The sequence below is a fragment of the Streptomyces anulatus genome, assembly GCF_000721175.1.
GTDB classification, from domain to species: Bacteria; Actinomycetota; Actinomycetes; order Streptomycetales; family Streptomycetaceae; genus Streptomyces; species Streptomyces anulatus_C.
In genome coordinates this window covers 58,207-69,238 of the sequence record NZ_JOEZ01000037.1, presented here as the reverse complement: position 1 = coordinate 69,238, position 11,032 = coordinate 58,207, and the positions used below count along the sequence as shown (strand labels likewise).

General features: G+C 71.0%; 14 protein-coding genes. 8 read left to right on the top strand and 6 right to left on the bottom strand.

What is annotated here, in order from left to right:
- The first annotated feature begins 224 nt into the window (after nt 1-224).
- Nucleotides 225-926, top strand: a complete 702-nt coding sequence (gene lepB, locus IG90_RS0132630) for a signal peptidase I (protein WP_030592821.1) — start codon at nt 225-227, stop codon at nt 924-926.
- On the opposite strand, the gene IG90_RS0132625 is transcribed toward lepB, so the two are convergent.
- Complete coding sequence (locus IG90_RS0132625; protein WP_030592818.1) at nt 923-1,384, bottom strand: protein-tyrosine phosphatase family protein; 462 nt, start codon at nt 1,382-1,384, stop codon at nt 923-925. The two genes, lepB and IG90_RS0132625, sit on opposite strands and share 4 nt — an antisense overlap.
- 212 nt (nt 1,385-1,596) lie before the next feature.
- Between IG90_RS0132625 and IG90_RS0132620 the strand changes: the two genes are divergently transcribed.
- From IG90_RS0132620 to IG90_RS0132595, 6 genes are all read left to right on the top strand, one after another.
- Complete coding sequence (locus IG90_RS0132620; protein WP_233436145.1) at nt 1,597-2,217, top strand: hypothetical protein; 621 nt, start codon at nt 1,597-1,599, stop codon at nt 2,215-2,217.
- Nucleotides 2,218-2,226: 9 nt separating this feature from the next.
- Entirely contained in the window at nt 2,227-2,442 is a 216-nt protein-coding gene (locus tag IG90_RS0132615) for a hypothetical protein (RefSeq protein WP_030592812.1), read from the top strand.
- Between the two features lie 63 nt (nt 2,443-2,505).
- Nucleotides 2,506-2,883, top strand: a complete 378-nt coding sequence (locus tag IG90_RS0132610) for an effector-associated constant component EACC1 (protein WP_051860348.1) — start codon at nt 2,506-2,508, stop codon at nt 2,881-2,883.
- On the top strand, nt 2,876-4,417 hold the full coding sequence (locus IG90_RS0132605) for a caspase, EACC1-associated type (RefSeq protein ID WP_030592805.1): 1,542 nt from the start codon (nt 2,876-2,878) through the stop codon (nt 4,415-4,417). Before IG90_RS0132610 ends, IG90_RS0132605 begins: the two co-directional genes overlap by 8 nt.
- Before the next feature lie 33 nt (nt 4,418-4,450).
- Nucleotides 4,451-4,738 carry a hypothetical protein gene (locus IG90_RS0132600; RefSeq protein ID WP_030592802.1) on the top strand — a complete coding sequence of 96 codons (288 nt, stop codon included), beginning with the start codon at nt 4,451-4,453 and terminating at the stop codon, nt 4,736-4,738.
- Nucleotides 4,739-4,750: 12 nt separating this feature from the next.
- Nucleotides 4,751-5,194, top strand: a complete 444-nt coding sequence (locus tag IG90_RS0132595) for a hypothetical protein (RefSeq protein WP_030592798.1) — start codon at nt 4,751-4,753, stop codon at nt 5,192-5,194.
- Nucleotides 5,195-5,403: 209 nt separating this feature from the next.
- Here IG90_RS0132595 and IG90_RS0132590 read toward each other — a convergent pair whose 3' ends face one another.
- The 5 genes from IG90_RS0132590 to IG90_RS0132570 all read right to left on the bottom strand — a co-directional run bounded on the left by IG90_RS0132590 (nt 5,404) and on the right by IG90_RS0132570 (nt 10,014).
- Complete coding sequence (locus IG90_RS0132590; RefSeq protein WP_030592795.1) at nt 5,404-5,676, bottom strand: HPr family phosphocarrier protein; 273 nt, start codon at nt 5,674-5,676, stop codon at nt 5,404-5,406.
- A 47-nt stretch (nt 5,677-5,723) separates the two neighbouring features.
- On the bottom strand, nt 5,724-7,736 hold the full coding sequence (locus tag IG90_RS0132585) for a PTS fructose transporter subunit IIABC (RefSeq protein ID WP_030592792.1): 2,013 nt from the start codon (nt 7,734-7,736) through the stop codon (nt 5,724-5,726).
- 112 nt (nt 7,737-7,848) lie between these two features.
- Entirely contained in the window at nt 7,849-8,796 is a 948-nt protein-coding gene (gene pfkB / locus IG90_RS0132580) for a 1-phosphofructokinase (protein ID WP_030592789.1), read from the bottom strand.
- Entirely contained in the window at nt 8,793-9,554 is a 762-nt protein-coding gene (locus tag IG90_RS0132575) for a DeoR/GlpR family DNA-binding transcription regulator (protein WP_030592786.1), read from the bottom strand. The genes pfkB and IG90_RS0132575 overlap by 4 nt, the downstream gene beginning before the upstream one ends.
- Before the next feature lie 211 nt (nt 9,555-9,765).
- Nucleotides 9,766-10,014: a DUF6296 family protein gene (locus tag IG90_RS0132570; protein ID WP_030592783.1), complete on the bottom strand. Its 249-nt coding sequence runs from the start codon at nt 10,012-10,014 to the stop codon at nt 9,766-9,768.
- Between the two features lie 199 nt (nt 10,015-10,213).
- Here IG90_RS0132570 and IG90_RS0132565 point away from each other — a divergent pair, with 199 nt between their 5' ends.
- Entirely contained in the window at nt 10,214-11,008 is a 795-nt protein-coding gene (locus tag IG90_RS0132565) for a PepSY domain-containing protein (RefSeq protein ID WP_030592781.1), read from the top strand.
- Nucleotides 11,009-11,032: the final 24 nt, after the last annotated feature.

Below are 11,032 nucleotides of genomic sequence, written 5' to 3'. Positions count from 1 at the left end.
ACTGCAGCCCTTGTGGAGGAACACGAGTCTTGGCGGACCCGAGAACCACTACAAGGGCTGCACCCGTATCACCAGCCGAAACGCCCAAAGTTGCGCCGCTGACCGAACCCGTAACCGAACGGCATTGGCCCTAGGCTCCGTCGTCCCTCACCGCCCCATACAGTGGATCACCTGATCCGTTCCCCAGGGGCGGGTGGGCGGTACACGGGGCGAGGAGCGGTGCAATGGGGCGTGCGGGCACACGGCGGTCGAGGACGCGGAAGAACCGGCCGTTCTGGGTGGAGCTGCCGCTCCTCATCGGTGTCGCCCTGGTGCTGGCGCTGCTCATCAAGACGTTCCTGGTGCAGGCCTTCTCCATCCCCTCGGACTCCATGCGGAACACCCTCCAGCAGGGCGACCGGGTCCTCGTCGACAAGCTGACGCCCTGGTTCGGGTCGGAGCCGGAGCGCGGTGAGGTGATCGTCTTCCACGACCCGGCGGACTGGCTCGCGGGCGTGCCCGTGGACGAGCCCAACACCGTGCAGAAGGTACTGGGCTTCGTCGGCGTGATGCCCTCCGCCGAGGAGAAGGACCTCATCAAACGGGTCATCGGCGTCGGAGGCGACACCGTGGAGTGCGAGGGCGACGGACCGGTGAAGGTCAACGGCACCGCCCTGGACGAGCCGTACGTCTTTCCCGGCAACACCCCCTGCAGCAACGACGAGGGCGGCCGGTTCAAGGTCACCGTGCCCGACGGCAAGATCTGGGTGATGGGGGACCACCGCCAGGCCTCCGCGGACTCCCGCTACCACCAGGACGACCCGAACCAGGGGATGGTCCCGGTCGACGAGGTCGTCGGGCGGGCCGTCGTCATCGCCTGGCCGATCGGCCGCTGGAGCACCCTGCCCATGCCGGACACCTTCAAGAGCGTGCCCGACAAGCCCTAGTTGTTCTGTCCACGGAGAGCGTGGCGCCGCGGCCCGAAGTTCCGCACGTACCGGCGCTGCCAGGGTGTTTCCACCGCCCGTGGGTGGTAGCCGGTGCGCACGAACGCCACCGCCTCCTCGGCGGGGACCCCGTCCAGGACGGCCAGGCAGGCCAGTGCCGTCCCGGTGCGGCCCATCCCGCCGCCGCAGGCCACCTCGACCCGTTCGCCGGCCGCCCGGTCCCAGACCTCCCCAAGGAGGTCCCGCGCCGCCGCCCGGTCCGCCGGGAGCCGGAAGTCCGGCCACCGCAGCCAGCGCGACTCCCAGGCGACCGAGGGCGGAGTGCGCCCCAGGAGATGGACGGCGAAGTCCGGTTCGGGGCCTGCGGGCAGGGGCTTGCGCAGACCCCGGCCGCGTACCAGTCGTCCGGAGGGAAGGGCCAGGACGGCCGGGTCGGAGGCGTTCCACGTCTCGGTCACGTATCCCAATCTAACGACCCGGCAGCCGCCGGTGGTACGCATGTGCGACGTCCCATGAGTTCCCTTGAGCCCTGCTGAGTCCTCGTCCCCGTGTCCAGGTGTTCTGTCTCCTTGGGGTGTTCTTCGAGCCGGTGACGTAGCTTCAGGATTCCTGAAGCGTTCTCACTCCGTCCGATCGACCTGCGATCGGGGTGAAGGTGAGGAGGCTCGGGTTGGCGCCGGCAGCCGTACGCGATCTGCGCGAGTTCCGTGGTCCGGTCTCGACGGAGGAACTGGAGCAGTTCGAGACCGACGTGCTCGCCGGGTTCGTTCTCGCGCGGGCTTCGGCGGGGCTGGCGGACGGCAACATCCGTGGGGACGTCGGGCACCTGGACCAGACGCGGGCTTGGTTCGGCCGGCCGCTGTGGGATCTGGACCCGGCCGATGCCGACGGGTACTTCGGGAAGGTGCTGCGGGGCTCGCCGAGCGGCACCCGGCCGGCCCGCGCGCAGGCGCTGACCACGTACTTCCTGTTCCTGGAGCTGCGGCACAAGGTCGAGATCCATCGGATGACCCGGCGGGTCGTCGAGTGCCCGATCGACGAGATGAACCGGCCTCGGGGATCCAGGGACGCCGCCCTGCGGATCCCGCCGACCGAGCCGGAGATCAAGACACCGTTCACCGGCCGGGGCGGCGAGCTGGCAACCTGCCGCAAGTTCGCGCCCACCGCGCGTAACTACACCGCATCGAAACTGATGTCGCAGGCCGGACTGAGGCGTGGACAGGCACGACTTTCGGTCGGCCTGTACGGGCGTTCCGTGAAAGGGCCGACGCACGGGCAGGAGCGGTGGTAGGACTGCTGCATGGCTACCTACCGGACCAAGGACGGTCACACCGTGGGCCTCGGCAGCACCGTGTGGGCCATCAACGGACAAGGTCCCTTCACCCTCGCCGAGCCCGATCACTCCGCTCCACCCGGGTGGGTCTGCGCGGTGAGCGGCGACGGTGAAGACATCCGCCTGCACGGTCCCGAGGACATCTCGCTGTACTACAACTTGGTCCGGCGGGTGGAGGTCTGAGGACACGCACACCCCCACGGAGACCGAGCCGGAGCCGAGCAGACCATCGACCTGGAGACCCCGATGAGCGAACCGCATTCCGACACCGCCCCGGACGCCGCCGAAGTACCGTTCGCCTGTGCGGTGACAGTCTCCGAGCCGGCCAGTGTCGGTCCGCTGTTCCGCCGCCTCAGCACGATCCCGGACGCGACCGTCAACCGGCACCGCTCCGGCCCGGAGGATGGCAAGCTGGGCGTCGCCGAGACGCTGCACCTGCTCGTGCCGTCCGCGGCAGTGCTCACCGTCGTGATCCGCAGCCTGCCAGCGTTCATCAGATCCAGACGATCGTCCGTGAGCGTAACCATCACCCGGGGGGACCGATCCGTGACCTTCGACGGCAAGAACCTTCCAAACCCCGAGAAGGCCGTCGAGATCACCGACCGCCTGCTCGGCGATGACTAACCTGGCGAACCGGGACTACTCCCGGTCACGTGCGGTCCTCATGGGCACCTGGGACTACCGGGACTTCGACGACGTCCCCGCAGTCGGACGCAGTTACCACCGGATGCGGGAACTGCTGCAGGACCCGGTGTGCGGCTCGTGGCCTCGTGATTCCATCAAGCTGCTCAACAACCGCCCCACCCTCGGCACGACCCACGTCGAACTCATCGAGACGTTCCTTCAGGCCACCGACGTCGCGCTCTTCTACTATGTCGGACACGGGATCTACGACCACCGCGAGCGGCTGTGTCTCGCCGTGGGCGACACCCGAACCGATCCCAACTTCACGGCCGCCACGGGCTTGTCGTTCGAGGCGGTGCGGGACGCGTTCCGGGCCAGCAGAGCCGCGGTCAAGATCGCGGTGCTCGACTGCTGCTACGCGGGGCTCGCCACGGAGGAATACGGTCGCCTCTCCGCCACCCGCCTGCCCCCGGTGTCCGGCGCCTACGTACTGATGAGCAGCAGCGCCTTCGAGGCCTCCTGGCACGAGAAGGAAGAAGTCATCGGCGCCCAGACGTACTTCACCAAGGCCCTCGTTCAGACGGTGCAGGAGGGCGTCCCTGGCGGACCGGCCGGTCTCACCTTCGACCACATCTTCGGCGTGGTCGCCGACCAACTGGTTGAGGACGGCAGACCCGAGCCGGGCCGCCGCATCGAGGATCACGCCGCTGGCTGGGTGTTCGCCCGCAACAACGCCCCCGACGCCCCGCCCGAACCCGGCGCCGACCCTGACACCGTCTTCCACGAGGCGTACCGCCGTGAGACCAAGGAGGGAGTCGAGCGGCTGCCGGTGATCGCCGCGATGTACCGGGCGGCGGCCGAAGCCGGACACGCCCCCTCGATGAACCGGCTCGGGCAGATCGCCGAGGGCCGGGTCCAGGCGAGAATGCAGGGTGTCGAGCCAGGACCTGTCGACAGGGCGAAGCTCTTGGAGGCCACGCAGTGGTACTCGAAGGCCTCGGAAGCCGGCGACCCGGTCGGTCCACTGCACCTCGGACAGCTCTACGAGGAGCAGTACAACGACGCGGACCAGGCCGTGTACTGGTACGACCTCGCCGCGCGCCGGGGCAACGGCGCGGCCCAGGAGCGGCTGATCGGACTCCGGCAACGCATCCGCCTCGGGATCGACACGTCCCGCGAGCCCGCGGACGCGAGGAGTGAGGAGGAGCCGGAACCCGCGCGCCCGGCGCCCGCGGCGCCCACTCTCTCCGGTCTCGCCGCCGAGGCGTTACGACAACGATGGCTGGCCGACTGGGACGGCAGCGAACCGCTGGCAACCGCCCAGTGCCTCGACGTCCTCCTCGACGCCTGCGGCGGACCTCACGGTGAGTGGGCCATCCTCGACGACATGGAACAAGGGCGCGTCCTCGTCGACTTCCTCGCCCTGCTGCCACCCAGGGCGAACCTCGCGCGCGCGGCGCGCGACTACTACGAGGCCGTCGGCCCGGGGAGGCTCCGCGACCACGCTGCCGGACTCCTTCGCGCGGCGCAGTGACCCGAACCGTGACCCAGGACAAGGAAGGGCGACGTGACGATTCCCGAAGTCAGTACGGAACTCCGGCAGTCCCTCGAACGCCACCGGTTCTCGCTTCGGCCGCAGCCGGACGCGCGCCCCGGCGAGGAGATCGTCGGCGTCGTCCTCGAAGACGGCGGGGAGACGTTCCACGCCGGACGGGTGGACCACCACCTGGGACTGTGGTCGGCCTTCGCCGTCGTACGGAACACCGGACTCTTCCGACTGGACGAGATGGGCAGACACGAGTCGTTCGAGGACGCCGTGCTCGACGTCCTCATGAGTTTCACCTACGTCGAGTAGAAGGCGGCCGACATGCCTGTCGAACCACGGTTCCGCGACCAGGTCAGATGCCTCGTCCTCAAGGACCGAAGGGCGAAGGCGCTCAACGACGCCCTCTCACCGGACGACAGAATCGCCTTCAACGACTTCCTCGTCTCCGTAGCCGCCGTGCTCCTCGCGCCACGGCTGGGCGACCGGTGCGGGATCGAGGACATCGTGGCGTTCAGTGACGAGGTCGCAGCCCGGCACCGCAGGGAGCGGCGACCGGTCAACGAATTCGTCGTGGAGGAGATCCTCCGCGAGATCTACGGACTCCCACTGCTCTTCCGGACGTTCCCAGTGCCTCCCGCGGCGGTGTCCGGGGCCGGCGCGGCGATCCTGCGGTACCTGACCAACACGGACGCCGGCGTCGCGGCCGGTATCGACCGCATCCTCGACACGGCCGCAGACCTCCACGAACGCCGCACCCGGCCCTGACGTCGACCGCCCCTCCGTGGTGTACTTCACGCACTGGTCGTACTGCTGGCGGATCAGGTCCCAGCTGACGGTCTTGGTCGGCAGCACCGGCGCGAGGTTCGGTCAGTTGTCGTCCTCCCGGCCGCCGGACGGTACAGCCGGGCGGAGCCGATGTTCCTCAGCCTCGGCATGAGCCTGAACGGCCGTATCGCAGGAGCGAGGGACGGACATCAGACGGCGGCGTCGAGATCCTGCGCGAGCAGCTCGGCCAGTTCCTCGACCGCCGCCCGCGCCCCGTCGCCCTCGGCGCTGAGCACCACGGTCTCCCCGTGGGGGGCGGCCAGGGCCAGCACCGCGAGCATGCTGCGGGCGTCGACCGGGTCGCGGCCCTCGCGGGCGATGGTCACCTTGACCGGCTGGCGGGCGGCGGCCTTGACGAACAGCGACGCCGGACGGGCGTGCAGCCCGCTGCGGGAGGCTATGACGACGGTCTGCTGGTGCATGGATCACTCCTTGGGAAGGGACGTGCGGAAGGGGTGTGTGCGGTTGTTCAGGCGGCGACCGTGACCCGGGAGTCGCCGGGGCCCGCGGCCCCCGCGTCCCCGGCCGGGTCCGGTGCCGACCGGCGTGCGCCCTTGAGCAGGACGACGAGCGCGGTCGCCACCAGCGTCCCGGCGGCGATGGCGAGCAGGTAGAGGTACGGCTCACCGATCAGCGGGACGACGAAGGCGCCGCCGTGCGGAGCGCGCAGGGTCGCGCCGAAGGCCATCGACAGGGCGCCGGTGACCGCGCCGCCCGCCATCACCGACGGGATGACCCGCAGCGGATCGGCGGCGGCGAAGGGGATCGCGCCCTCGGTGATGAACGAGGCGCCCAGTACCCAGGCCGCCCGGCCGTTCTCGCGCTCGGCCTTGGTGAACAGCTTCCTGCGTACGGTGGTGGCGAGCGCCATCGCCAGCGGCGGGACCATCCCGGCGGCCATGACCGCGGCCATCACCTTGAGGCTGCCGTCGGTCGGGTCGGCCAGACCGCCGACCGCGAAGGCGTACGCCACCTTGTTCAGCGGGCCGCCCATGTCGAAGCACATCATCAGCCCGAGGACGACGCCGAGGATCACCGCGTTGGAGCCGGACAGACCGTTCAGCCAGTCCGTGAGCGCGTTCTGCAACGAGGCGATGGGCTTGCCGACCACGATGAACATCAGGAAGCCCACGACCGCCGACGCGATCAGGGGGATCACCAGGACCGGCATGATGCCGCGCAGGGTCGCGTGGACCGGGACCCGCTGGATGGCCATCACCACCGCACCGGCCAGCAGACCGGCGACCAGACCGCCGAGGAACCCGGCGTTCACCGTGAGCGCGATGGCACCGCCGACGAAACCGGGCACCAGCGCGGGCCGGTCCGCCATCCCGTACGCGATGTACCCGGCCAGCACCGGCACCAGGAACGCGAAGGCCGCCGAGCCGATCTGGTTGAGCAGCGCGGCCCAGCTGTCCGCCTCGCCCCAGACGAACTGGTCGGCCACCGACTTGGCGCTCGCTATCTCGTAGCCGCCGATGGCGAACGACAGGGCGATCAGCAGACCGCCCGCCGCGACGAACGGCACCATGTAGCTCACGCCGGACATCAGATACGTACGGAGCCGGACGCCGAAGTGCGCGTGATCCGCGCCGGCTCCGTCCCCGTCACCGGATCCGGCGGATCCGTCGGTCTCGGCCACGGCTGCGATCTCCCCGCGCTCCGCCTTGCGGCGGGCCTCGGCGATCAGCTCGGCGGGCCGGTTGATGCCCGCCTTCACCCCGACGTCGACCAGCGGCTTGCCCTGGAAACGGGCCTTCTCCCGGACCTCCACGTCGTGCGCCCAGATCACGGCGTCCGCCGCCGCGACGACGGCGGGGTCCAGCTTCTTGAAACCGGCCGAGCCCTGGGTCTCCACCGTCACCTCGACCCCCTCGGCGCGGCCGGCGGCGGCCAGGGACTCGGCGGCCATGTAGGTGTGGGCGATGCCGGTGGGGCAGGAGGTGACGGCGACGATCCGGAAGGGGGCGCTCTCGGCCGCTCCGGTGGGTTGCGCCTCCGCCTGCTCCGGCGCGGACTCCTCCGCCCGTGCCTCCGCGGGTTCCTCGCCCCGGATCAGCGCGGCCACCGCCCGCGGGTCCGTTCCGGCGCGCAGCGCGGCGGTGAACTCCGGGTCCATCAGCCTGCGGGCCAGGCCCGACAGGATGGTGAGGTGGTCGTCGTCGGCCCCGGCCGGGGCCGCGATGAGGAAGACCAGATCCGCCGGACCGTCGGCCGCCCCGAAGTCGATGCCCGCCGCGCTGCGCCCGAAGGCCAGCGTCGGGGCGCTCACATGCTCGCTGCGGCAGTGCGGGATGCCGATGCCGCCGTCGAGGCCGGTCGGCATCTGCGCCTCGCGGGCCGCGACGTCGGCCAGGAAGCCGTCGAGATCGGTGACCCGGCGCGCGGCCACCATCCGCTCGGCGAGCGACCTCGCGGCCGCGTCCTTCGTTGTGGCGGACAGATCGAGGTCGACCAGTTCCGCGGTGATCAGCTCACTCATCGCGGTGCTCCTTGCTCGGGGACCGCCGTGCGGCGGCTCGGGGGGACGGGGCGGCGGGCTCGTACGGGTGCGGTCCGTACGGGAGTTGCGGGGGTGCCGGGTGGTGCGGGGGTCATGGGGCGGGCTCCGTCAGCGCGCGGTCCAGCGGTACGTCGGAGGTGGTCACGACCGACGGCAGATCGAGGTCGGCCGGGGTGGGCATCAGGCTTCCGGCCAGCTGCACGGCCGCGGCTCCGTGGGCGACGGCCGACGTGAGCGCCTCCGGGCCCTGCCCGCCCGCCGCCAGGAAGCCGGCCAGGGAGGCGTCCCCGGCGCCGACATTGCTGCGCACGGCGGCCACCGGGGCGGTGGCGAAATACGCGCCCGACGCCTCGACCAGCAGCTGCCCGTCCGCGCCCAGGCTCGCCAGCACCGACCGGGCGCCGCGCTCGCGCAGCTCCTCGGCGGCCTTCAGGGCGTCGCCCACCGTGGCGAGCGGCCGGCCGACCGCCTCGGCGAGCTCCTGGGCATTGGGCTTGATCACGTCGGGTCCCCGGTCCAGCGCGGCGGTCAGCGCGGCTCCGGAGGTGTCCAGCGCGATCCGCGCACCGGCCCGGTGGCTCCGCTTGACCAGCTCCGCGTACCACCGCGGCGGCAGTCCGCGCGGCAGGCTCCCGCAGCAGGCGATCCAGTCGGCGGCGGGCGCGTGGACCCGTACCGCTTCGAGGACGTCCTCCGCCTCGGCCGGACTCAGTTCGGGACCCGCCGCGTTGACCTTGGTGAGGGTGCCGTCGGGTTCGACGAGCGTGACGTTGATCCGGGTGTTCCCGGTGATCGGCACGCCGACGGCCTCGATGCCGAGATCACCGAGCAGCCGGGCGAGCAGCGCGCCCTCCGGGCCGCCCATCGGGGCGACGGCGACGGTGCGGTGTCCGGCCGCCGCGACCGCGCGGGAGACGTTGACGCCCTTGCCGCCAGGGTCGACGCGGTCCGCCGTGGCCCGCAGCACGGTGCCGCGGGTCAGGCCGGGCAACTCGTAGGTCCGGTCAAGGCTGGGGTTGGGGGTGACGGTGAGGATCATGCGCGTACTACTTCCGTGCCCCGGCTCTCGATGGAGCGGGCGTCGTCGGGGCTGAGGCCCGTGTCGGTGATGAGCAGGTCCACATCGGTGAGATCGCCGAAGCGGGCGAAGTGCTCCTGCCCGAACTTGCCGGAGTCGGCGAGCAGGACGACCCGGCGGGCCGCCTTGATCACGGCCCGCTTCACCGCGGCCTCGGCGAGGTCGGGCGTGGTGAGACCGCTGTCGGGGGAGAAGCCGTTGGTGGCGAGGAAGACCACGTCGGCGTTGATCTCGGCGTACGAACCCAGCGCCCAGGCGTCGACCGCCGCGCGGGTACGGTGCCGGACCCGGCCGCCCACCAGGTGCAGCGCGATCCCGGGGTGGTCGGCGAGACGGGCGGCCACCGGCAGCGCGTGCGTCACCACGGTCAGCGTCGCGTCGACCGGCACGGCGGCGGCGAGCCGCGCGGTCGTGGTCCCGGCGTCGACGATCACATTGCCGTCGGCGGGCAGCTCGGCGAGGGCGGCCTGTGCGATGCGGTCCTTCTCGTCGGCGGCGACGGCGTCGCGCTCGGCGAGGTCGGGCTCGAAGCCGAGCCGTCCGACGGGGATCGCCCCGCCGTGCACCCGGCGCAGCAGTCCCGCCCGGTCCAGAGCCTTGAGATCGCGCCGGACGGTCTCGGCCGTCACCTGGAACTCCTCGGCCAGGGACAGCACGTCGACCCGGCCGCTCTCCTGGGCGAGGCGGAGGATCTCCTGCTGACGCTCCGGTGCGTACATGTGGTTTCGTTTCCGTTTCATGCCCGAGTCTGTGGTTCCGTGCTCAGGTTACGTCCGGGGTGCGGGAATGTAAACACATTCGGGCGAAGAGTGGGCATGAACGGGAAGAGTGGCCATGAACGGAAAGCCGGGCCCGTCGGCGGACCCGTACGCACACAGCCGGGCGGGGCGCACCTCTACTTACACGGTGCGCCCCGCCCGGCGGGTCCGGTCACTGCGCTTCGGGTGCGTCCTCGCTCAGGGGGCGGGCCAGCAGGGGAGCCCCCGGAACCTGATGGCCGCCGCTGGCGAGCATGCGGACCTCGCCCCGGTCGCTGATCTCGGCGCGCACGATCCCCGTCTCGTCCTCGTACACCGGGGACCCGCCCGCCCCCAGCCGGTCGGTCAGCCGGACGGAGACCACGTCGTCGGCGGCGCCGGACATCTGGAAGATGAGTTCGTAACGCTCGGTGTGCATCATGTGACCCATGACGGCCTCCCGGCCGGGCGCGGAGAATACCGACCTGCCGCCATTGTCGCGCACCGCGGCGCCCGCCGCCCGGGGAGCGACGGCCAACGGGCGGAGCCGCCCGGTCGATCGGGTGACTCCGCCCGGTAGGACAACATGACCGATGGCCTGGAGGGCTAGGCATGCGTGCATGAGACTTGAGCCTCGACGAATGAACAGTGCCTCCTCCCGTTCCCGCACCCTCAAGACGGTCGGCGCCCTCGGCATGGCCGCTGCCACGGCCATGCTGATGACCGGATGCGGTCAGAGCTCGGACAGCGCGACGAGCGCGGCCACCTCCGAGGCCGCGAAGGTCCTCCCGCAGCAGCAGACGACGTCGCCCTCGGCCAGTGCCCAGCTGACCGAGGACCAGCAGGAGCGCAAGAAGGTGCTCGACGCCACGAAGGTCACCTTCGACGACGCCGCCACCGCCGCCACCGGCGAGGTGGCCGGGGGCAAGCTGGTGGACCTGGACCTGGAGGGTGTGGACGACGACGACAAGGACCAGAGCCCCAGCCCGACGGGATCGGGCAGCCCCACGGGTTCGGCCAGCCCCAGCGGAACCGCGAGCCCGAGCGGAACCGGCACGTCCAGCCCGAGCGCGAGTCCGGGCGCCGAGGGCCCGGTCTGGGTCGCGGAGGTCGCGGAGAAGGACGGGACCATCCACACCGTCCGGATCAACGCGGTCGACGGCAAGGTGATCGAGGCCCGTGTCGACGCGGATCAGAACGCGGACGACAAGAAGCAGACGGCCGACCGGCTGGCCCAGGCCACCCAGACCCCGCAGCAGGCGGCCAAGGTCGCCACCGAGAAGAAGAAGGGGAAGGTCACCTCCGTCGGCCTCGACGACAACGAGGGCAACGTCATCTGGCAGGTCGACGTGGTCGGCTCCGACTGGAAGAGGACGACCTTCGACATCGACGCCAAGAACGACACCATCGTCCGCGAGGAGACCGACAACGACTGACCGCCGCCCCGCCTGACCCGCGAA